Below are 21,241 nucleotides of genomic sequence, written 5' to 3' on the forward strand. Positions count from 1 at the left end.
GGGCGGATTCTTTTTCAATTGGTAACATGGCATACTGAACGTGTTAGAATAGGGAAAGCAGTTAATAAAGGAGATGTGTATGGCGTATTCTAGAATGAAGGGAAAGTCCTTGAAAGCTCGCTTTCAAGCGATCCCGAAACATCGTAAAATCGCGTTCGGACTCGTCCTCACCGTCTTGCCCCTCATTTTTTTCTTGAATTTATTCATATTCAGCCATGTGTTGGCACTCGGGGACACGTACGAGGACCGATACCAGATGAAGAGGCTTCGGCTCGAGACGGCGCATGGCAACGTCGAATTTGTTCGGAGCACGAATGAGAAGGTTCAGATTGACGTGTTGCAGACGAACTCGAAAGAGCGTCGCATCAAAGTCAAGTCGGTCGGCGACACAATCTCGGTCGTCGAGCGGTATGGCCAATTGAGTCAATTCGGCAGCCGGGCGAGCGATGAGCCGTCCCGCTATAAAATTCGCGTCGCCTTGCCGAGCTCGATGACGTCAATCGATGTCGAGGCCGAGCAAGTGACGGGACAAGGATTGATCGCCAAGACGATTGTCTTGGAGGCGAACGCAGTCAGTGTAAAGAAACTCGAAAGTGATCGACTTCGTGTCGAGACGCGGAGTGATGCGACACTAGAGACCGTCCGGGTCGTCACGGGAAATATCCGCTCCTATCGGAATGCGGCCGTGGGTGACATCGTCGTCAATCAAAGCTTGACGGTTCAGACCGAGGCTGGGACGCTCGCCTACGAGCCGCGCAATGCGACCGGACAAGTGAACGTCACCACGTCCGGCAACGTGACAGCATCCGAGCGGTTCAAGGAAATCGGGGGTGGCGTGTATCATCTGTCGAACTCGAACCGACCGAATATCGAACTCATTTCCGAGACAGGAAAGGTCGAACTTAAATGATCAACAAACGTTACATCCCTAAAGTCGGACTCCGGACATTAAAGACGGGGATTGCCGTCGCCATCACGATCGCCTTGTCGTGGTACGTGTTTGGCATCTATTCAGGCATGGGGGCCATCGCGGCCGTCGTCGCGATGCAACCGACCGTGAAACGGTCATCAAATATCGTCTTCAGTCGAATCTTCGGGACGATTGTCGGGCTCATGTGCGGTCTCTTGATCGTCTACGCGTTCGGAGTCAACCCGATCTCGATCGGGCTCGCCGTCATCGTGGCGCTCACGCTCAACACGACGTTCGATAAGACACACATGTCGACGTACGCGGCGTTCGCAATCGTGCTCATGCTCGAGAACCCGACGACCGACTTCTTCCATTATGCGTGGACCCGTTCGCTTTTGACGGCCGTCGGTGTTTTCGTCTCGCTCGGAGTGAACTATGCGTTCCTGCCGCCTCGTTATGAAGATCGGTTGCTCAGTGAGATTCGAAAGACATCGGCCTACATGTTCCACCATTGGCGCGAACTTGTCGGATCCCCATCAGAATTGCTCGAGACGCGGGCCCGCATCCTCGGGCATCAGGAGCTGCACATGATGCTCCAAGAAGACATGAAAGTGACGAACGTGACATTGAAGCATTTGACGATCAAACAGTATCGTCTATTGATTCACCTTGAGGACAAGCTCGTCTTGCTGCTCGAGAGTCTCGCCGAACACCGCGAGGCACTATTATTGATGGGTGAGGAAGAACGCCGGGCGTTCGAATCCGAATTTTTATATCTTCTTGCGCATCATCACGACATCCTCTACACGTGTGACAAGCCGTATTCGCTGTTCACGTTGCCGCATGAGGATCTATCCGTTTCTGAAATTTTACACGGGCACTTGCTCGACTATCATGAACAGCTCGAAGCGTTCAAACATAATCCGAAATGAAGCAAGGCCCCGTTTTAGCGACGGGGCCTTGCTTTATGATTGATTGAGAGCTCGTCCTTTAGGCACCTTCGCTTTCCACAGGCAATCCCGGAGCCGCATCGCGACTAGCGTCGCTGCTGGGTCTCCGTCGGATTGCTATCCTGTAGGAGTCTCCGGCGCCACGGACAAGCAATCTTTCATCTTTACGTATTAGAGGAAAACCAAAAAGAAGCAGGACCAACCGATGCCCGGGCCGGCACCCGAACTCCTAGGGGAGAGCGATGCAAGGATGACCCCGTAAAGTGCGGTACGCACTGCGGAGGCATCCGCATCGCCCCAGGAACGGAGGGTGCCGGCGAAGGCGATAGTAAGCATCGATTTCTATGCAAGTCACAAACAAGACCACGTCATGTGACGTGGCCTGAACTCATTGCTGGAGTGATTTAACGAGTCGCTCATCCGGCGTGACGTACACCGTCTGCTGATCCGTATAGATGACGAATCCAGGTTTGGCGCCGCTCGGCTTTTTCACGTAGCGTGCTTTCGTGTAATCGACCGGCACACCGCTCGAGGCACGGGCCTTCGAGAAGTAGGCGGCGACTGTCGCGGCTTCGAGCAGCGTCGTCTCGTCGGGCTCGCTCGAACGGATAATGACGTGTGAACCGGGAATATCTTTCACGTGGAGCCAAATCTCGTCGCGACGTGCGAACTTGAACGTCAAATAATCGTTTTGCGTATTGTTCTTCCCGACGAAGAACTCTGTCCCCGTCGACGACGTATACGCTTCGAGCGTGACTTTTTTCGTCTGCTTTTTCTTTTGGCTTCGTTGTTTCATATAGCCGCCTTCAGCCAACTCTTCCCGAATCTCGACGATATCAGCCGGCGAGGCGACATCGAGTTGGGCGACGAGCGTCTCTAAATAGTGAATCTCGGCGTCGTTCAATTCGATTTGCTTTTGCACTTCGATTTTGGCGACTTTCAACTTGTTGTATTTCTTATAGTAGGCTTGTGCGTTTTCGTTTGGCGTCTTGAGCGGATTGAGCGGAATGTCGATCATACCGCCTTCTTCGTCGTAGTAGTCGACGACGTGAGCGACGGTCATGCCTTTCTCAAGTTGGAACAAGTACGTCGTCAACAGTTCACCGTATTTTTGGAGCTCATCGGACCGTTCCGTCGCCTTCAAGTCGTCGAGCAGACGCTTCCGCTTCAAGATGTTCTTCTCGAGCTCGGACTTGAGCAAACGTTCGACATCATGCGCCTGTTGTTTGACGCGGTCCCGGTTCGCTTTTTCATAGAAGAAGCGGTCGAGGACGTCTTTGCTCGTCTCGTAGCGTTCTTCGGCGGCAATCTCTCCTGACGTGAGCACGATCGGACTGAAACGTTCTTTTCCAGAAGCGAGCTGTTGGAAAACGAACGGTCCTTCGAGGTCGGCCATCACACCGATGAACGCCTCTTCGATACTCGCCCGGTTCGGGAGTTTGGCCCGATGGACGATTTCTTGTGCAATCTGCGGGCTCAGACCTGCGAAACTGGCGACAAGTTGTTTATCAAGTTTTCCGGCATTCCAATCGATTCGCTTCAAGCCGGCCTCACGTTCTGTCAACGGGTCGCACTTGTCTTGGGCCGGTGGCAATAAGTAATCGCTGCCCGGCATGATCGTCCGGTACGTGTTCTGTGACGGTGGCAAGTGCTTGATCGCGTCCAAAATTTTGCCGTCCTCGTTCGTCAACACGACGTTCGAGTGCCGTCCCATCAATTCGATATACACTTTCTTGTTCTCTTCGTCGCCGAGCTCGTTTCGTGAACGAATCGACAAGACGATGACACGGTCGCGTCCGATTTGTTCGACCGCCGTGATGAAGCCACCTTCGATATGTTTGCGGAGCATCATGCAAAACATCGGGGGTTCTTGCGGGTTCTTGGTCGGATTATCCGTTAATTGGAGCCGCGCGTACATCGCGTTCGCCGAAACGAGCAACTGGACGCTTTGGCGGTTCGATCGGACTTGAATCATCAAGTCGAGGGAATACGGTTGGTGCACGCGATTGATTCGCCCTCCGACAAGAGCTTGTAATTCTGTTACAACACGATATGTCATTAATCCATCATATGCCACTAGTCTCATCACCTTTGTTCTTTTTCTGTCTCTACGTTATCAGATTCATGGAAAATATGGTACGATGAAGTAGGAAATCCGAACTTCTTCTTGCCGGAACAATTGATTGACTGCTATTATAATTAAATGTGATGTTAGAAGATGGAGGTCTTGCAGTGAATTTTAAAGAACGAGGATTATTAATCGTCTTGTCTGGCCCGAGTGGCGTCGGTAAAGGGACAGTGTGCCGCGTGCTCCGTGAGGAAGAGGACAACAACCTTCAATATTCGGTCTCGGCGACGACCCGGAAACCGCGTGAAGGGGAAGTGGAAGGCGTGCATTACTTCTTTAAGACGAGAGAACAATTTGAAGACATGATCGAGCACGATCAATTGCTCGAACACGCTGAATTTGTCGGCAACTATTATGGGACACCGGTCGAATGGGTTCGTGAGACACTCGAGAGCGGAAGAGACGTCATCCTTGAGATTGAAGTCCAAGGTGCTTTCCAAGTGAAAGAGCGTTTCCCGGAAGCGGTCTTTTTATTCTTGGCTCCGCCAAGCTTGCAAGAACTACGCAACCGCTTAGTCGGTCGAGGTACGGAATCGGAAGATGTGATCAAGCAACGCTTGCTCGTCGCCCGGGAAGAAATTGAATTGATGGATGCATACGATTACGTCGTTACGAATGATGAAGTGGACAAAGCGATTGATCGTATCAAAGCGATCGTGACGGCCGAACATTGTAAACGTGAACGTGTCGCATCTCTCTATAAAAAAGCCATGATGGAGGTCATTTAATGTTATACCCTTCGATTGATGCCTTACAACGTATCATCCCGTCGAAATACACGATCGTGACGGTGGCCGCGAAGCGGGCCCGCCAAATCCAGGACGGAAAAGCAGCGAAAATCGCCGTGCCAAAATCGTATAAGCCGGTCGGTCAAGCGCTAGAAGAAATATTCTCGGGTGACACGACAATCATCACGAACGAAAAAAACAACGGATGAATTGTGACCCAAGTCGGATGCGACTTGGGTCTCATTGTCTATAAGGGGGAGAAATGTGAATGTTGAACGATCGGAATATCTTGCTTTGTGTGAGCGGAGGGATTGCGGCGTATAAGGCGTGCGCGCTCACTTCGAAACTCGTCCAGGCCGGTGCGAACGTGCGCGTGGCGATGACGGCCTCAGCCGAGGAGTTCGTCGGGAAAGCGACGTTTCAGGCGCTCAGCCGCAATCCGGTATACACCGACGTGTTCGAGGAACACGACCCGACCAAAATCGCCCACATCGACGTCGTCGACACGAGTGATTTGATCGTCGTCGCACCTGCCACGGCGAACATGATCGCGAAACTCGCGGCCGGTATTGCCGACGACTTCATCACGACCTCGATTTTAGCGGCGAAATGCCCGGTCATCGTCTCACCGGCGATGAACGTCAATATGCTCGAACATCCAGCCACACGCCGCAATATCGAAACGCTCAAAACGTTCGGTTATCAAATCATCGAGCCCGGTGTCGGCAACCTTGCCTGCGGCTGGATCGGCGGGGGACGTCTGCCGGAACCGGAAGACCTCGTCCGGATTATCGAGAGCCAGTTCGTCCCGAAACATCTGCTCGGGAAGCAAGTATTGATCACGGCGGGGCCGACGGTCGAACGCATCGACCCGGTCCGTTTCTTATCGAACGACTCGTCAGGCAAGATGGGCGTCGCGCTCGCCGAGGCGGCCCGCGATATGGGTGCCTTCGTCACGCTCGTCCATGGTCCGCTGCAAGTACCGATTCCGGACGGTGTGACCGCCATCGCCGTCGAATCGGGGAAAGATATGCTCGAGACGGTGCTCGCACGTTTCGATGACCAAGATCTCGTCATCAAATCGGCAGCCGTCGCCGACTATCGTCCGAAGACGGTCCACACCGAGAAACACAAAAAAGTACACGGGCCGTTGACGATCGAGCTTGAAGAGACGACCGATATCTTGAAGACACTCGGTGAGAAGAAGACGCATCAGCTCCTCGTCGGTTTTGCGGCCGAGACGGAGAACCTCGAGCAACATGCACGCGATAAAATCGCCCGTAAGCGGGTCGACTACCTCGTCGCGAATGATGTGTCGCAGCCGGATATCGGCTTCCGCTCTGACGACAACGAGGTCATGTTGTTTCGGGCGGACGGGGCGCATGTCCGCTTGCCTCGTCAAAGCAAACGCGAGCTCGCCGTCGAGTTGCTCACCCACTTTAAGGAAGATTTACGATGATCGCCCACGTCCATGTCGACGCCCCGGTCATCACAATCGACCGTCCGTTCGATTATGAGGTCCCATCCCAGTTCGAGACATTGATTGAGCCGGGCATGCGCGTCTCGGTCCCGTTCGGCTCACGACGCCTGCTCGGGATCGTGACGGGTGTCTCGGAAGGGACGCGTGAAGGCTTGAAGCCACTTGAAGCCCTATTAGATGAAGAATCATCTCTGACGGACGAGTTGCTCGACTTATCGACACACGTGAAAGAGACGACGCTCTGCTTCCGGTCGTCGGCGCTTCTCGCGATGCTGCCGGCGGCGCTGAAAGTGAGCTACGACAAAGAGATTAAAGGCGAGACGCTACCGGACGGCGTCCGGGCCGGTACCCATCTTTCGGAGTACCCGAAAGAGACGCAGTCCATCATCTTGGCGCTCGCCAAAAAAGGGGACATCTTGCTCGCGCCGGTGTTAAAAGAGAAACGGACGGTCAAGACGGACCTCGTCATCGGACTGATTGATGCGACTCTCATCCCGGCCCGTGCGAAGAAACAACAAGAAGCGATTGAGTTGCTAAAGGACGTACCGCGCATGTATTGGTCGTCGTTACGTCAAATCGGGCTATCGCGCGCCCAACTGCAAAAAATGGAGTCGCTCGGTGCCGTCAAAGTGACCGAGGTCGAACTGAATCGCGACCCGTATGCCACAATCGAACAGGTCGTTGAGATGGTCCAATTGAACGAGAGTCAAGCGACGGCCGTTCATGCCATCCGTGACGCGGAAGCCGGGGAGACGTTGCTCCTGCATGGGGTCACCGGCAGTGGGAAGACAGAAGTCTATCTCGAAGCGATTGGTCAAGTCGTCGATGAAGGCAAACAGGCGATTTTGCTCGTGCCAGAGATTTCGCTCACGCCGATGATGGTGAAACGGTTCAAGCGCCGTTTCGGCGACCGGGTCGCTGTGCTTCATAGCGCCTTGTCGCAAGGGGAAAAATATGACGAATGGCGGAAAATCAAACGGCGTGAAGTCGATGTCGTCGTCGGGGCACGCTCGGCCATCTTCGCCCCGCTTGAGAACATCGGCCTGCTCATCTTAGATGAAGAGCATGAGACGACGTACAAGCAAGAAGAAAACCCGCGCTATCATGCACGTGACGTTGCGATTTGGCGGGCCCGTTACCACGGTTGTCCCGTCGTCCTTGGTAGCGCGACCCCGTCACTCGAGTCTTACGCCCGCGCCCAAAAAGGCGTCTATCGTTATCTGCAACTCAGCGAACGGTACGGGGGCGAGATGCCGCCGGTCCATATTATCGATATGCGACGCGAACTCGCCAAAGGCAATACGACGATGTTCTCAGAAGACTTATTTGTCGCCATCAATGACCGCATCGCCAAAAAAGAACAGTGTGTCATCTTGCTCAACCGTCGTGGCTTCACGACGTTCGTCATGTGCCGCGACTGCGGGGAAGGACTCACATGTCCGCACTGCGCCGTCAACTTGACGTATCACCAACACGGTGACCGGCTCAAATGCCACTACTGCGGCTATGAGATTGGGATGCCATCAAAATGTCCGACATGTGACAGCAAGAAAATCAAACAGTTCGGCACCGGCACGCAAAAGATCGAGACCGAGCTGTTGAACCGCATTCCCGAGGCGCGGATCATCCGGATGGACCAAGACACGACGTCCCGAAAAGGGTCGCACGAGCAACTGTTGAAACGCTTTGAGGATGGAGAAGCCGACATTTTGCTCGGCACCCAAATGATTGCCAAAGGACTCGACTTCCCGAACGTCACGCTCGTCGGGGTGCTCGCGGCGGATGCAACACTCGGCATGCCCGATTTCCGGGCGACCGAGCGCACGTTCCAGCTCGTCACCCAAGTCGCGGGCCGGGCCGGTCGAGGAAGTCTACCAGGTGAGGCATACGTGCAGACATACAATCCCGACCATTACGTCATCGAGACGGCGAGCGAGCACGACTATGAATCCTTTTTCGCTCGTGAGATGCAGTTGCGCCAAGTCGGCAACCATCCACCGTATTGGTACGTCACGCTCGTCACGTTCGCGGCCGAAAGTCCGCTCGTCGCCCAAGCCGAGGCCGAGCTGTTCGCCTCTGATTTCGTCGAGGCGCATGTGGCCCAGTCACGGCTGAATGGACCGATGCCGGCACCGTTGTCTAAACTAAAGAACTTGTTCCGCTATCAGTTGTTCATCAAAACGAAACATCCTGAGGCGCTATATCCGGTCCTCGCCGCGTTGCAACAGGCACGCGCGAAGGCGATCAGTAAAAAAGAGTATCAATTGAGTATCGACGTAAACCCATACGTATTCATGTGAGGTGGAACCAGATGTATAAAGTAGTAGAAATTCCAAATGAAATTTTACGGGTCACGTGTGATCCGGTGACGAAATTTGATAAAAAGTTGCGTCAGACGGTCGACCGACTGTTCGACACGATGTACGAATATGACGGCGTCGGCGTGGCCGCCCCGCAGGTCAACTTGAATCAACGGCTCGCCGTCGTCCATACGGATGATGAGACGGGACCGCTCGTGTTGATCAATCCAGAGATCATCGAGACGTCGGGAAGCGAGGTCGGCCTTGAAGGGTGTTTGAGCATCCCGGGAGAGTTCGGATTCGTCGAACGGCATGAGACGATCGTCGTCAAGACGCAGGATTTGAAGGGCCGCTACCAACAAGTGAAGGCGAGCGGCTTCTTCGCCCGGGCGATTCAACATGAGATCGATCATCTCGACGGGGTGTTGTTCACGGACAAACTCGCCGTGCCGGAAAAAGGAACGGATCAACGCATCGTCTTCATGGGCACTCCGACGTTTGCCGTATCCGTACTTGAGCGCTTGCTCGAAGAAGGATACAATGTCGTAGGTGTCGTCTCGCAACCGGACAAGCCGGTCGGACGAAAACGCGAACTGAAACCGACGCCGGTGAAAGAGTGTGCCCTGCGCCACAACATCCCGGTGTTACAGCCTGAAAAGGTGCGCACCGATTATGCGGACATCTTGGCACTTGAACCGGATTTGATCGTGACGGCGGCGTACGGTCAAATTGTTCCGACCGAACTGTTAGAAGCGCCGAAACATGGAGCCATCAACGTCCATGCCTCGCTCTTGCCGAAACATCGGGGTGGTGCTCCAATCCATCAAGCCATCCTCGACGGGGACAAAGAGACGGGCGTCACGATCATGTACATGGTCGATAAGCTCGATGCCGGCGATATGATTGCCAACACGGTCGTACCAATCGAAGAATTGGACACGGTCGGTACGTTGTTCGACAAGCTCGCGGTCGCAGGGTCTGACTTGTTAATCAAGACGCTTCCTGCTTTCCTTGCTGGTTGGATTGAAGCCGTGCCGCAGGACGAGCGTGACGTCACGTTCGCACCGAACATCAGCCGGGAGCGGGAACAGATTGACTGGACCCGTTCCGGCACAGACATTTATAACCATATCAGAGGGATGAATCCGTTCCCGACGGCGTATACGACAATTGCGGGTGAACGGGTCAAACTGTTCTTCGGGTCGAAGACGACAGGGACGGGTGAACCGGGAACGATTGTACGGCTTGAAGAGGATGGATTTGTCGTCGCGACAGGCGACGCGCTCGCCATTAAAGTGATCGATTTGCAACCATCTGGTAAAAAACGAATGGACGGGGCCACATTTATGCGTGGGGCCGGCCAAAAGTTACAAGTCGGCGATCGACTAGGAGGATAATATGAACGTACGAGTTGCAGCGCTTGATACGCTAATCAAAATCGAACAAGGCGGCGCCTATTCGACGATTGCGGTCAACGACCTATTGAAACAAAAAAAATTAGCGACGAAAGACGTCGGCCTCTACACGGAGCTCGTCTACGGGACGCTCGGTCGGAAACGGACGCTCGATTATATTTTAGAGAAGCGGGTCCAAAACCCTAAAAAATTGGACAAATTTGTCTTGCCGCTCTTGCGGATGAGCGTCTATCAACTGTTTTATCTCGACAAGATCCCGGATCGGGCCGTGTTGCATGAAGCGGTTGAAATCGCGAAAAAACGGGGCCATTCGGGAACCGGCAAGTTCGTCAATGGCGTCTTGCGCAACGTCGTCCGGGATGGGTTCCCGGATTTGAGCACGCTGCCAGACGCTGAACGGATTGCCATCGAACATAGCCATCCTGATTGGCTCGTCGCCGAATGGGTGGAGACGTATGGTGTCGAAGCGACCGAGGCGATGTGTAAATTGAACAACGAACCCGCGCCGGTCACGGTCCGGGTCAACCGCCAACGTGTCACCGTTGACGAGATGATTGAACGGCTCGCTGAAGTCGATGTCGTCGCCACGCGGTCGGAACTATCAGCGGACGGGCTCGTCATCGAGTCCGGAAACGTTCACGCGACGGCGTTCATCGACATGGGCTTGTTGTCGATTCAAGATGAGAGCTCGATGATTGTCGCCGATGCGCTTCAAGCCGCGAAGACAGAACGCGTGCTCGACGCTTGTGCCGCCCCGGGCGGGAAAGCGATGCATACGGCCGAACGCATGGACGGCGGAACGCTCGTCGCGCTCGACTTGCATCCGCATAAAGCGAAGTTGATTGAACGACAAGCGAAGCGTCTGCATATCGATGGAGTGACCGCACTTGCCCTCGATGCCCGTCAGGCCGGTGACAAGTTTGAACCGGAGAGCTTCGATCGGATTTTGCTCGATGTCCCATGTTCAGGACTCGGCGTCATCCGCCGCAAGCCCGATATCAAATGGACAAAAGACAAATCTGCTCTCGCCGGACTGCCGAAAGTCCAGCGTGAAATCATCGACGCCGTCTTGCCACTCCTCAAACGAGGTGGTACGCTAGTGTACTCGACATGTACGATCGACCCGTCTGAGAATGAGCAGCAGGCCGATTACATTTTGTCGAACGGATTGACGTGGGATGAGACACTCCAAGACCGTCTTCCCCAAGTATTGCGCCCGATGGTGTCATCGGACCGCGCTGAACTCAAATTACTCCCGACGACGTTCGGGACGGACGGTTTCTATATCGCCGCATTCAAGAAAGAGGTATAAACATGAATCCAAAAGCAGTTGAAAAAAATCCATTGGTCGGTGCCAAGCCGTCACTCTATTCCCTCACGTATTCAGAACTCGAACAGTGGCTCATCGAAGCAGGAGAAAAATCGTTCCGCGCGAAACAGTTATATGACTGGATGTACGTCAAGCGTGTGACATCGTTCGACGATATGACGAACGTCTCTAAACCGCTCCGCGAGAAATTAGACGCGGCGTTCCAATTGACGACGTTGAAAGAACTCGTCCGTCAAGAATCACAGGACGGCACGATCAAGTTCTTGTTCGAGCTTCAAGACGGTTATTCGATTGAGACGGTGCTCATGCGTCACGAGTACGGCAACTCGGTCTGTGTCACGACACAAGTCGGCTGCCGGATCGGCTGCACATTCTGTGCCTCGACACTCGGCGGTTTGAAACGTAACTTAGAAGCCGGTGAAATCACGGCGCAAGTCCTCGACGTCCAACGCGCGCTCGACGCGAGCGGAGAGCGAGTCGACTCGATCGTCGTCATGGGTATCGGCGAACCGTTCGATAACTACGACGAATTGATGCGCTTCTTGCGCACGGTCAACCACGATGACGGCTTGAACATCGGTTCACGCCATATTACGGTGTCGACGAGTGGGATCGTACCGAAGATTTACAAGTTCGCCGATGAAGGGATGCGCATCAACTTCGCCATTTCGCTTCACGCGCCGACGACAGAGATTCGGACTCGTCTCATGCCGATCAACCGTGCCTACAACTTGGATAAGTTGATGGAAGCCGTCAACTACTATACAGAGAAGAGTGGTCGCCGCATCACGTTCGAATACGGTTTATTCGGTGGTGTCAACGACACGGAAGAACACGCCCATCAGTTGGCGGACTTGTTGAAAGGCGTCAAATGTCACGTCAACTTGATTCCAGTCAACCACGTGCTCGAGCGCGACTACGTCCGCACACCACGTAAACAAATTTTTGCCTTTGAAAAAGTGCTCAAAGACCGAAAAGTGAACGTGACGATTCGTCGCGAACAAGGTTCGGATATCGATGCGGCTTGTGGGCAGCTTCGAGCGAAGGAGCGCGAACAAGAAACGAGGTAATCAGGAAGATGGAATTAGCATACCGAACCGACCGGGGGCAAGTGAGAGCGCAAAACGAGGATGCCGTCTTGATTTTAGGGGACGAGCACGCCGGGATCGCACTCGTGGCCGACGGTATGGGAGGGCATGAAGCCGGGGAGGTCGCGAGTCAGCTCGTCATCGAGCAGTTTCGTCGTGCCTTCCCGACGCTTCCGGCCTCACCGATGGAGATGGAGAATTGGTTTCGCCACAATGTGGAACTGGCCAATGAGCAAGTGCTCGATTTCTCGAAACAAGCGAACCTGCTCATGATGGGGACGACGATCGCCGGTGTCTGCTGGCACGACGAGACGATCGTCATCGTCCACGTCGGGGATAGTCGTGTGTATGCCTTGCGTGACGATAAACTTCAGCAGTTGACAGAAGACCATTCCTACGTGAACGTGTTGAAGCAGCTCGGGGAGTTGACCGAGGAAGAGATGCGCGTCCACCCGAAACGTAATATCATCACCCGTGCGATCGGCTCGAAAGAGCATGTCGAACCTGATCTGCAAGTGTTTGCCGAACCCGAGTTTGACACGATTTTAATCTGTACGGACGGCTTGACGACGCATTTGACCGATGACGAGATCAAGCAAGTCTTGGAACGCCCCGTCTCGGCGGACGTCAAGGCGGATCAATTGATCGATCGAGCCAACCGTTTGGGTGGGAGTGACAACATCACTGTTGCCCTCGTCCAGTTCACAGATAGAAAGAGAGGATGAATCCGATGCGAAGTGGAGAACGAATCAACGATCGTTATCGGATCGAACAGCAAATCGGCAGCGGCGGCATGGCAAATGTCTACCGGGCTCACGATGAGATTTTAAACCGAACCGTCGCCATCAAGGTGTTGCGATCTGAATTCTCGCATAATGAACAATTTATACGCCGGTTTGAACGAGAAGCCCATGCGGCGACGAGTCTGAACCATCCGAATATCGTCGCCATTTACGACGTCGGAGACGAACGCGACATCTATTACATCGTCATGGAACATGTCGACGGGATGACGCTGAAACAATATTTGCAAGAAGAGTACATATCTGTCGACGAGGCGCTTCGCATCATGGGACAGATTTGTGATGCGATCGACCATGCCCATGCGAATCGAATCATTCATCGGGACATCAAACCGCAAAACATGATGATTGATCAGAGCGGCAACGTCAAAGTGACGGACTTTGGGATTGCGGTGGCCATGTCGAACGCGACGCTGACCCATACGATGTCGGTCCTCGGGTCGGTCCACTACTTTTCCCCGGAGCAAGCGCGCGGAAAGTTCGCCGATGAGAAGTCAGATATTTATTCGCTCGGCGCCGTGCTCTATGAACTCGTGACCGGCCGGGTGCCGTTCATCGGCGAGACGCCGGTCGCCGTCGCGTTGCAGCATCTGCAAGACGACCCGATTCGACCGATGGATTTGAACCCGAACATCCCGCAAGCGCTCGAGAACTGTATTATGCAGGCGCTCGCGAAGTCACCGGGCGCACGTCATGCCTCGGTCGCCGCGTTTAAAAAGGATTGCATGACGTCACTTGATTCAGAACGTGCGAATGAACCGAAGCGGTCGAATGCTGAGCAAGATGCGTTTGATCAGACGCTCGTCATGGCGCCGGTCGTACCGGATGAGCCAAACGTCAAAGAGGCGCCGGAGCAACCGGTCGCAGCAAGTGAACCCGTGAAAGACAAACCGAAACGGAAGAAGAAGTGGTGGCTTTGGCTCTTGCTTGCGCTCCTGTTGATCGGTGGCGGGATTGGGGCTTACGTCATCGCTGACGAGATGTCCCGTGCCGTCGTGCCGGACGTCGTCGGCATGACGAGCGACGAGGCGACGACCGAGCTCGAAACGGCCGGTTTTGTCGTCGAGGCAACTGAACGGGCAAGTGACAACATCGCCGCTGGCGACGTCATCTCGCAGACACCGCAAGCCGGACGGAAGCCGAAACGTGGGACGACCGTGACGATTGTCGTCTCGGCCGGAAAAGAGACGGTCGAGATGCCGGATGTTGAAGGACTGTCCCAGTCGTCGGCCGAGCGGACGCTCAAAGATCTTGAGTTCACGGACATCGAGATTCAGTCGGAGGCATCCGAGACGGTCGATAGCGGGGATGTCATCTCCCAATCGATCGCCCCAGGCAACGAGGTCGTCCCATCTGAAGAGACGGTGACGCTCGTCGTCTCGACCGGCAGCAATAAAATCGAACTCGCCAACTTGGCGGGCTATACGTTCGAGGAAGCGACAACGTATGCCGAACAGAATAGCTTGAAAATCGTCAAACGTGATGAGTATTCAACGAGCGTTCCTGCGAATCAAATCATCCGTCAACTCCCGACGGCCGGTACGGCAGTCGACCCGGGGACGGAACTGACCGTTATCGTGTCACAAGGGGTAGAACCGACGGACGTCTCGATTGAACGGGAAGTCAACGTCGAAATCGAGCCGCCCGCTGAAGGCGAAGAAGCCGAGGCACTCGAAGTCGTCATTCGGACGGTCGACGCCCGTGGCGAAGTCGAGGTGTTGCGTGATAAGATAACGGAGACAACGACTTACTCGTATACGCTCGTCATCGCACCGGACGAAGTCGGAACCGCGACGATTGAAGTCGACGGCGAAGTCGTTCGCACGGATACGGTGACTTACGCACAAGCAAAAGATTCACAATGAAGAGGTGGCGTGCGCGTCGCCTCTTTTTCTAAGGAGGGAATGGAATGAAAGGTACGATTATTCGATTACAAGGCGGATTTTATGACGTCATGACGGAAGAAAAACAAGAGATCCGTTGTCGCGCCCGCGGCAATTTCCGCAACCGGAACATCTCGCCGGTCGTCGGTGACGATGTCGACATCCAAGACCAAGGGGATGGTACCGGTTATATATTGGCTGTTGACGAGCGGTCGAACCATCTCGTCCGCCCGCCGATTGCCAACATCGATCAAGCGTTCTTGTTATTCTCGGTAAAAGAGCCGGCGTTCTCGTTCCATCTGCTCGACCGTTTCCTCGTCTTGATCGAGTCGAAGCAAGTCCATCCGATTATCGTTTTGACGAAAATGGATTTGTTGACGGAGGCGGAACGGGAGAAGATTCACGAAGCAGCGGCTTTATATCGTTCCATCGGCTATGAGGTCATCGAGACGTCGACCGAGGACGGGTCGGGGATCGAAAAAATCCGCGGGTCGTTTAAGGAGAAGACGAGTGTGTTCGCCGGACAGACCGGGGTCGGTAAGAGTTCGCTCTTGAACGCGGTCGCACCTGAGCTTGAACTTGCAACCGGGAAGATCTCGAAATCACTTGGGCGCGGTAAGCACACGACGCGTCACGTCACGCTGATCACGCTCGCTGACGGGCTCGTGGCCGATACGCCTGGTTTCTCGAGCCTCGAGTTCCCAGAAGAACTCGAAGTCGAAGAGATGCGCTGGTGTTTCCCTGAGTTCGTCGAGCGGCATGATGACTGTAAATTCCGCGGTTGTGCCCATTTGAACGAACCAGGTTGTGCCGTCAAAGCGGCCGTCGAGGCGGGAGAAATCGCTTCCACCCGCTATGAGAATTATGTTACGTTTATGGCAGAGTTAAACGATAGACAACGGAGGTACTAACATGATTAAAATTGCACCATCGATTTTAGCGGCGGACTTCGCCAATTTAGAGGCAGAAGTGAAGGCGGTCCAAGAGGCCGGAGCGGATTACATCCATTTTGACGTCATGGACGGTCAATTCGTCCCGAACATCTCAATCGGCCTACCGGTGTTAGCGAGCTTACGGAAGAAGTCGGACATGGTACTCGACGTCCATTTGATGATCGACCAGCCCGAACGGTTCGTCGAAGATTTCATCAAGGCCGGGGCGGATATCGTCACGGTTCACGTTGAAGCGACGAATCATTTGCATCGCGTGTTGCAACAAATCAAAGCGGCCGGCGCCAAGTGTGGTGTCGTCTTGAATCCGCATACGCCGCTGTCATCGATTGAACACGTGCTCGGTGACGTCGACATGGTGCTCCTCATGACGGTGAACCCTGGCTTTGGGGGCCAGGCATTCATCGAATCGGTCGTCCCGAAAATCTCGGCGCTGAGCGAGATGCGCCAAGCGCGTCGTCTCGACTTTGAAATCGAGATTGACGGCGGTGTCAACGCAGAGACGGCGAAATTATGCATCGACGCTGGCGCTGATGTGCTCGTGGCTGGTTCAGCCATCTATAACGAGCCGAGCTATAAAGACGCAATCGATAGCATTCGTCACGCTTCTCGTGTATAATCGTCGATAGAACAACAAATATTGTCGCAAGGGGTGTCACATTCTGTGGCTGAGAGGCATTTGCTAACCCTTTGAACCTGTTCCGTTCACACGGACGTAGGGATGTGGCGAAAATGCACGTTGCTACTCGATAGCAGCATGGCGTTTACGTCATGCTGCTTTTTGTCGTTCGCTCATATAATAAGGAGGGAATAAGATGAAACAACGTTTAAAACTACAGGCGCTCATTGAAATCTCATTGTTCGCCGCACTCGGCTTGATCTTTGATTTGCTCATCCCGTTCCGGATGCCGCAGGGCGGATCGATCAGCCTGGCGATGTTGCCGATCTTTGTGATGGCGTACCGCCATGGATTAAAAGGCGGACTGGCGACAGGAGCGCTCGTCGGAACGCTGCAACTGCTGTTCGGGGCTTACATCTTCACACCGGTCCAGTTCCTGCTCGACTACACGTTCGCTTACGGTGTCGTCGGGATGGCCGGACTGTTCGCTGGTCAAGTGAAACGGGCCGCCAAGGACGAGGCGAAAAAGACGCTCGTCGTCTACTTGGTGCTCGGGGCGCTCCTCGGTTCTTTGCTTCGCTACGGCGCCCACGTCTTATCAGGGATCGTCTTCTTCGCCGAGTACGCGGAAGGGCCGGTCGTCGCCTATTCGTTCGCTTATAACATGACGTATATGTTGCCGTCCTTCCTCGTGTCGGCCGTCGTCCTCGTTCTCTTGTTCGTCTCGGCACCACGTTTCGCCACGCTCGCGACCCGGGGCCTCCGCTAATGCGGGTGTTGATTGTGGCGGCCAGCCCGGAACCAATCTCGGGACTCCCGCGTGACGTCGATTACATCATCGGCGTCGACGGGGGGTACGAGACACTGTTGAACCAAGGGCTGAACCCGGATCTCGTCGTCGGCGATTTCGACTCCTTCACGGGCGAAGTGCCGATTGACGCCGTCCGTTACCCATCTGAAAAAGACGTGACCGACCTCGAGATCGCGCTCGAGGTGGCCCGTGGACACGGGGCGACGGAGATGCTCGTGTACGGCGCTCTCGGTGGACGCCTCGATATGACGCTCGGCAATATTGGGCTGCTCGAGGCATATCCAGAGATGCGTTTGTTCACGGCCGGGCAAACCGTTCGTCTTGTTGGATCTGGGCGTCACGAGCTTCCACGTCAAGCCGATCATTATTTGTCGCTCATCCCGTGGAAGCGGGCGAACGTGTCCATCCGCGGCGTCAAATATCCGCTCGACCGTCACGATGTCGTCAGCCATGAGGCGCTCACGATCTCGAACGAGTGGGCCGGTGAGGCGGCGGACTTGATCGTGCACGAAGGAAAGGTGCTCGTGCTGTATATCAAAAAATGAACACAAAAAAATCCCATCGGCGAATGCCGCTGGGATTTATTTCGTTCGTGTATAAAAATTATACGCGTTCAACGAGACCTGATTTAAGAGCGCGAGCTGAAACCCAAACTCGTTTAGGTTTACCGTCAACGAGAATACGAACTTTTTGTACGTTTACACCCCAAGTGCGTTTTGTCTTGTTGAGTGCGTGCGAACGGTTGTTACCTGATTTAGGTGATTTACCTGTTACGTAGCATTTACGTGCCATGCGTTTCCCCTCCTTTTTTATGTGGGTTCGTCCTAATAGACACTCGTTTATATTAGCACGGGTTTTTTCACGATGCAACTAGAAAATCATAGGATGACAAGAAAAAAACTTGACATTACTGGAAAGGATTTTAATAATGAATGAGGGTTACGGCTACAATTGACCGAGTTTATGGAGCAGGTTCTTTTAATAACTAGGTACTTATTGTAGAATGTAGTGAAGGAATCATTCCGAATGAAGGAGGCTACTCCATATGGCAATTGAAATGAAGACAACATATGGCAATATTGACATCACGAACGACGTGGTCGCAACACTCGCAGGCGGTGCGGCGATGGAATGTTTCGGCGTTGTGGGAATGGCGTCTCAAGCTCAATTGAAAGACGGTATTGCAGAACTATTGAAGCGTGAAAACTACGCCCGAGGCGTGGTCGTACGTCAAGATGGAGAAGACGTACATATCGACATGCACATCATTGTGAGTTACGGGACGAAAGTGTCGGAAGTCGCATATAACGTGCAAAGCCGTGTAAAATACACGCTCGGTGAAACTTTAGGATTAAACGTTTCGTCGGTAAACATATTCGTACAAGGCGTTCGTCTGACGAATGACTGACGAGAACGAAGGAGGATTTGGTGTGGGTTTAAAACGTTTAGATGGATTGGTGTTCGCGAACATGGTCGCGAACGGTGCAGCCAACTTGAGCCAGAATGCGGATTATGTAGATTCGCTTAACGTCTTCCCGGTGCCGGATGGCGACACGGGGACGAACATGAATTTGACGATGACATCGGGTGCGAAGGAAGTGGCCGCACTCAACACGGCAAATATCGCTGACGTCTCATCGAAGTTTGCACGTGGTCTCTTGATGGGAGCACGCGGGAACTCCGGTGTTATTTTAAGCCAATTGTTCCGTGGCTTCGGTAAAGCGATCGAAGGAAAGACCGAAGTGTCGACAGTCGATTTCGCCGAGGCATTGAAACGTGGTGTCGACACGGCATACAAGGCGGTTATGAAACCGGTTGAAGGAACGATTTTGACGGTTGCTCGTGAAGCGGCCGACGAAGCGCTCCGTGCTTCAGAGTCGACGAGCGACTTCAACGAGTTCATGGAACGTGTGATCGTGGAAGCGAAAGCTTCACTCGAGCGGACGCCGGACTTATTGCCGGTCTTGAAAGAAGTCGGCGTCGTCGATTCGGGCGGCCAAGGCTTGCTCGTTATTTATGAAGGGTTCCTTGCGAGCCTCGAAGGAAAAGAGCTCGAGAAGCCACATGCACCGGTCATGGATGCGCTCATCGAAGCCGAACATCATGCCCACGCCGCGCAAGGATTCATGTCGACCGAAGACATCGAGTTCGGTTATTGCACGGAAATCATGGTTCGTTTCCAAGATGCGAAGTTGAAGGATGCCCCGTTCAACGAGGACGCGTTCCGCAACGAACTGTCTGAACTCGGGGACTCACTCCTCGTCGTCGCAGATGAAGAGTTGCTTAAAGTTCACGTTCACGTCGAGACGCCAGGCGACGTCATCACGAAAGGACAGCGTTACGGTGAACTCGTCGCTGTCAAAATCGAGAATATGCGTCAACAGCACTCGACCATTTTAGAAGAAGAGCACGGCGCGAACCAACATGGCGTCCAACCGACGGCTCCGAAGGCGAAAGCACCGTATGCGATCGTCACGGTCGCCATGGGTGAAGGCGTCAGCGACTTGTTCCGTTCACTCGGTGCGGCTCACGTCATCGAGGGCGGTCAGACGATGAACCCATCGACGGAAGATATCGTCAAGGCAATCGAAGCGGCCAACGCGGACCATGTCTTCATCTTCCCGAACAACTCGAACATCATCATGGCTGCCGAACAAGCGGCATCGGTCGCATCTTGCGGCGTCTCGGTCATTCCGACGAAGACGGTGCCACAAGGACTTGCGGCAGCAATCGCGTTCAACCCGGAAGCCGATGTGGAGACGAACGAAAGCGTCATGAAGACGGCGGCTAGTACCGTCAAGTCTGGTCAAGTGACGTATGCGGTTCGTGATACGAGCATCGACGGTGTCGAGATTCGTAAAGACGACCACATGGCGATCGCCGAGAAGAAAATCGTCGCCTCATCGGCCTCGAGCCTCGAAGCGGCGAAGAAATTAGTCGACGCCCTCGTCGATGCCGACGACGAGATCATCACGATCTTGACGGGCGAAGGTTCGTCAGCAGAAGACGTGGAGGCACTCTCGGCGTACATCGAGTCGAAGAACGACGAGATCGAAATCGAGGTTCATGACGGGAAACAACCGCTCTACTCCTACATTTTTAGTGTGGAATAAGCTGTAACTCAGCCCTACCTTCTGTATAATGAAGGTAGGGTTTTTTTGAAAGGGGGAAATGCGATGAAATATCGCAGTGTGTTTGATATCATCGGACCGGTCATGGTCGGTCCATCGAGTTCGCATACGGCGGGCGCCGCCCGCATCGGTCTCATGGCCGGAAAACTGTTCGGACGGACACCGCGGCTCGCGCACATCACGTTTTATGGGTCGTTCGCCGATACGTATCGGGGACACGGGACCGATGTGGCCATCGTCGGTGGCATCATGGGCTTCGATACGTTCGACTTACGGATCCCGCAAGCGCTCGATCTCGCGAAAGAACGCGGCATCGAGGTCGTCTTTGAGACGAGCGATGCCCTGACGGATCATCCGAACACGGCCCGCGTCCGCCTAGAAGACGAGGACGGCACGTTTGAAATCGTCGGGATTTCAATCGGCGGCGGGACGATCGAGATCACCGAGTTGAATGGATTCCCGCTCAAATTGTCGGGCGGCGGGCCGGCACTCGTCGTCTTGCACCACGATCGCTTCGGGGCAATCGCGGCCGTGACCGGTATTTTGGCCAGACATGAGTTGAACATCGGCCATATGGAAGTGAGCCGTCATGAGAAAGGCAAGCAAGCGCTCATGGCGATCGAGATTGATGATCATTTGTCAAAAGACGTGTTAGCGGAAATCGAGCGGTTACCTCAAATCGAGCGGGTAGCCATCTTTGGGGAATAAGGAGACA

The 21,241-nt window shown here is 54.1% G+C and carries 20 protein-coding genes, 1 pseudogene and 1 riboswitch; of the genes and pseudogenes, 19 read left to right on the forward strand and 2 right to left on the reverse strand.

The genetic code is table 11. From position 1 onward, the window contains the following. Nucleotides 1-109 precede the first annotated feature (109 nt). Complete coding sequence (locus tag AC13H5_RS05990) at nucleotides 110-910, forward strand: hypothetical protein (RefSeq protein WP_483546468.1); 801 nt, start codon at nucleotides 110-112, stop codon at nucleotides 908-910. Further along, on the forward strand, nucleotides 907-1,842 hold the full coding sequence (locus tag AC13H5_RS05995; protein WP_034777117.1) for an FUSC family protein: 936 nt from the start codon (nucleotides 907-909) through the stop codon (nucleotides 1,840-1,842). The genes AC13H5_RS05990 and AC13H5_RS05995 overlap by 4 nt, the downstream gene beginning before the upstream one ends. A 406-nt stretch (nucleotides 1,843-2,248) precedes the next feature. On the opposite strand, the gene AC13H5_RS06000 is transcribed toward AC13H5_RS05995, so the two are convergent. Beyond that, complete coding sequence (locus tag AC13H5_RS06000; protein ID WP_483546549.1) at nucleotides 2,249-3,937, reverse strand: Rqc2 family fibronectin-binding protein; 1,689 nt, start codon at nucleotides 3,935-3,937, stop codon at nucleotides 2,249-2,251. Nucleotides 3,938-4,068: 131 nt separating this feature from the next. Between AC13H5_RS06000 and gmk the strand changes: the two genes are divergently transcribed. The 14 genes and pseudogenes from gmk (at nucleotide 4,069) to AC13H5_RS06070 (ending at nucleotide 17,940) form a co-directional block, all read left to right on the forward strand. Beyond that, nucleotides 4,069-4,716, forward strand: coding sequence for a guanylate kinase (gmk, locus tag AC13H5_RS06005; protein ID WP_052090097.1), 648 nt, complete (start codon nucleotides 4,069-4,071; stop codon nucleotides 4,714-4,716). Next, on the forward strand, nucleotides 4,716-4,925 hold the full coding sequence (gene rpoZ / locus AC13H5_RS06010) for a DNA-directed RNA polymerase subunit omega (RefSeq protein ID WP_034777123.1): 210 nt from the start codon (nucleotides 4,716-4,718) through the stop codon (nucleotides 4,923-4,925). The genes gmk and rpoZ overlap by 1 nt, the downstream gene beginning before the upstream one ends. Before the next feature lie 59 nt (nucleotides 4,926-4,984). Beyond that, complete coding sequence (gene coaBC, locus AC13H5_RS06015; protein WP_232939336.1) at nucleotides 4,985-6,175, forward strand: bifunctional phosphopantothenoylcysteine decarboxylase/phosphopantothenate--cysteine ligase CoaBC; 1,191 nt, start codon at nucleotides 4,985-4,987, stop codon at nucleotides 6,173-6,175. Continuing rightward, entirely contained in the window at nucleotides 6,172-8,496 is a 2,325-nt protein-coding gene (gene priA / locus AC13H5_RS06020; RefSeq protein ID WP_483546469.1) for a primosomal protein N', read from the forward strand. The genes coaBC and priA overlap by 4 nt, the downstream gene beginning before the upstream one ends. Before the next feature lie 11 nt (nucleotides 8,497-8,507). Continuing rightward, nucleotides 8,508-8,939: pseudogene (def, locus tag AC13H5_RS06025) on the forward strand (peptide deformylase); the annotation flags it as partial. Between the two features lie 39 nt (nucleotides 8,940-8,978). Then, nucleotides 8,979-9,893: a methionyl-tRNA formyltransferase gene (gene fmt / locus AC13H5_RS06030; RefSeq protein WP_251131351.1), complete on the forward strand. Its 915-nt coding sequence runs from the start codon at nucleotides 8,979-8,981 to the stop codon at nucleotides 9,891-9,893. Between the two features lies 1 nt (nucleotide 9,894). Continuing rightward, on the forward strand, nucleotides 9,895-11,223 hold the full coding sequence (rsmB, locus tag AC13H5_RS06035) for a 16S rRNA (cytosine(967)-C(5))-methyltransferase RsmB (RefSeq protein ID WP_034777128.1): 1,329 nt from the start codon (nucleotides 9,895-9,897) through the stop codon (nucleotides 11,221-11,223). 2 nt (nucleotides 11,224-11,225) lie between these two features. Further along, nucleotides 11,226-12,311, forward strand: a complete 1,086-nt coding sequence (gene rlmN / locus AC13H5_RS06040) for a dual-specificity RNA methyltransferase RlmN (RefSeq protein ID WP_034777130.1) — start codon at nucleotides 11,226-11,228, stop codon at nucleotides 12,309-12,311. An 8-nt stretch (nucleotides 12,312-12,319) separates the two neighbouring features. Next, a complete protein-coding gene (locus tag AC13H5_RS06045; RefSeq protein ID WP_034777132.1) occupies nucleotides 12,320-13,054 on the forward strand; it encodes a Stp1/IreP family PP2C-type Ser/Thr phosphatase in 735 nt (244 codons plus the stop codon). A gap of 5 nt (nucleotides 13,055-13,059) precedes the next feature. Further along, nucleotides 13,060-14,997 carry a Stk1 family PASTA domain-containing Ser/Thr kinase gene (gene pknB / locus AC13H5_RS06050; protein WP_214752682.1) on the forward strand — a complete coding sequence of 646 codons (1,938 nt, stop codon included), beginning with the start codon at nucleotides 13,060-13,062 and terminating at the stop codon, nucleotides 14,995-14,997. Between the two features lie 44 nt (nucleotides 14,998-15,041). Beyond that, nucleotides 15,042-15,926, forward strand: coding sequence for a ribosome small subunit-dependent GTPase A (gene rsgA / locus AC13H5_RS06055; protein WP_214752684.1), 885 nt, complete (start codon nucleotides 15,042-15,044; stop codon nucleotides 15,924-15,926). Nucleotide 15,927: 1 nt separating this feature from the next. Continuing rightward, nucleotides 15,928-16,584: a ribulose-phosphate 3-epimerase gene (gene rpe, locus AC13H5_RS06060; RefSeq protein WP_214752686.1), complete on the forward strand. Its 657-nt coding sequence runs from the start codon at nucleotides 15,928-15,930 to the stop codon at nucleotides 16,582-16,584. Nucleotides 16,585-16,603: 19 nt separating this feature from the next. Beyond that, nucleotides 16,604-16,704, forward strand: a riboswitch (TPP riboswitch). Between the two features lie 76 nt (nucleotides 16,705-16,780). Beyond that, complete coding sequence (thiT, locus tag AC13H5_RS06065; protein ID WP_034777141.1) at nucleotides 16,781-17,353, forward strand: energy-coupled thiamine transporter ThiT; 573 nt, start codon at nucleotides 16,781-16,783, stop codon at nucleotides 17,351-17,353. Then, nucleotides 17,353-17,940, forward strand: coding sequence for a thiamine diphosphokinase (locus tag AC13H5_RS06070; protein WP_483546470.1), 588 nt, complete (start codon nucleotides 17,353-17,355; stop codon nucleotides 17,938-17,940). The genes thiT and AC13H5_RS06070 overlap by 1 nt, the downstream gene beginning before the upstream one ends. Before the next feature lie 58 nt (nucleotides 17,941-17,998). Here the strand turns inward: AC13H5_RS06070 and rpmB are convergent, their stop codons facing one another. After that, nucleotides 17,999-18,187, reverse strand: a complete 189-nt coding sequence (gene rpmB / locus AC13H5_RS06075; protein ID WP_015881349.1) for a 50S ribosomal protein L28 — start codon at nucleotides 18,185-18,187, stop codon at nucleotides 17,999-18,001. A 253-nt stretch (nucleotides 18,188-18,440) separates the two neighbouring features. Here rpmB and AC13H5_RS06080 point away from each other — a divergent pair, with 253 nt between their 5' ends. The 3 genes from AC13H5_RS06080 (at nucleotide 18,441) to sdaAB (ending at nucleotide 21,234) form a co-directional block, all read left to right on the forward strand. Beyond that, a complete protein-coding gene (locus AC13H5_RS06080; protein ID WP_016509701.1) occupies nucleotides 18,441-18,803 on the forward strand; it encodes an Asp23/Gls24 family envelope stress response protein in 363 nt (120 codons plus the stop codon). Between the two features lie 22 nt (nucleotides 18,804-18,825). Continuing rightward, nucleotides 18,826-20,508, forward strand: coding sequence for a DAK2 domain-containing protein (locus AC13H5_RS06085; protein ID WP_483546471.1), 1,683 nt, complete (start codon nucleotides 18,826-18,828; stop codon nucleotides 20,506-20,508). 63 nt (nucleotides 20,509-20,571) lie between these two features. Then, a complete protein-coding gene (sdaAB, locus tag AC13H5_RS06090; protein WP_034777144.1) occupies nucleotides 20,572-21,234 on the forward strand; it encodes an L-serine ammonia-lyase, iron-sulfur-dependent subunit beta in 663 nt (220 codons plus the stop codon). The last annotated feature ends 7 nt before the right edge of the window (nucleotides 21,235-21,241 follow it).

The organism is Exiguobacterium sp. FD-YE-25-4, assembly GCF_057004685.1.

Coding starts and splice junctions, on each gene's coding strand:
- rpe (WP_214752686.1), top strand. CDS start 15,928: ATGATTAAAATTGCACCATCGATTTTAGCGGCGGACTTCGCCAATTTA.
- AC13H5_RS06070 (WP_483546470.1), top strand. CDS start 17,353: ATGCGGGTGTTGATTGTGGCGGCCAGCCCGGAACCAATCTCGGGACTC.
- gmk (WP_052090097.1), top strand. CDS start 4,069: ATGTTAGAAGATGGAGGTCTTGCAGTGAATTTTAAAGAACGAGGATTA.
- coaBC (WP_232939336.1), top strand. CDS start 4,985: ATGTTGAACGATCGGAATATCTTGCTTTGTGTGAGCGGAGGGATTGCG.
- rlmN (WP_034777130.1), top strand. CDS start 11,226: ATGAATCCAAAAGCAGTTGAAAAAAATCCATTGGTCGGTGCCAAGCCG.
- rpoZ (WP_034777123.1), top strand. CDS start 4,716: ATGTTATACCCTTCGATTGATGCCTTACAACGTATCATCCCGTCGAAA.
- rsmB (WP_034777128.1), top strand. CDS start 9,895: ATGAACGTACGAGTTGCAGCGCTTGATACGCTAATCAAAATCGAACAA.
- AC13H5_RS05995 (WP_034777117.1), top strand. CDS start 907: ATGATCAACAAACGTTACATCCCTAAAGTCGGACTCCGGACATTAAAG.
- fmt (WP_251131351.1), top strand. CDS start 8,979: ATGGGCACTCCGACGTTTGCCGTATCCGTACTTGAGCGCTTGCTCGAA.
- AC13H5_RS06080 (WP_016509701.1), top strand. CDS start 18,441: ATGGCAATTGAAATGAAGACAACATATGGCAATATTGACATCACGAAC.
- sdaAB (WP_034777144.1), top strand. CDS start 20,572: ATGAAATATCGCAGTGTGTTTGATATCATCGGACCGGTCATGGTCGGT.
- AC13H5_RS06045 (WP_034777132.1), top strand. CDS start 12,320: ATGGAATTAGCATACCGAACCGACCGGGGGCAAGTGAGAGCGCAAAAC.
- thiT (WP_034777141.1), top strand. CDS start 16,781: ATGAAACAACGTTTAAAACTACAGGCGCTCATTGAAATCTCATTGTTC.
- rpmB (WP_015881349.1), bottom strand. CDS start 18,187: ATGGCACGTAAATGCTACGTAACAGGTAAATCACCTAAATCAGGTAAC.
- priA (WP_483546469.1), top strand. CDS start 6,172: ATGATCGCCCACGTCCATGTCGACGCCCCGGTCATCACAATCGACCGT.
- pknB (WP_214752682.1), top strand. CDS start 13,060: ATGCGAAGTGGAGAACGAATCAACGATCGTTATCGGATCGAACAGCAA.
- rsgA (WP_214752684.1), top strand. CDS start 15,042: ATGAAAGGTACGATTATTCGATTACAAGGCGGATTTTATGACGTCATG.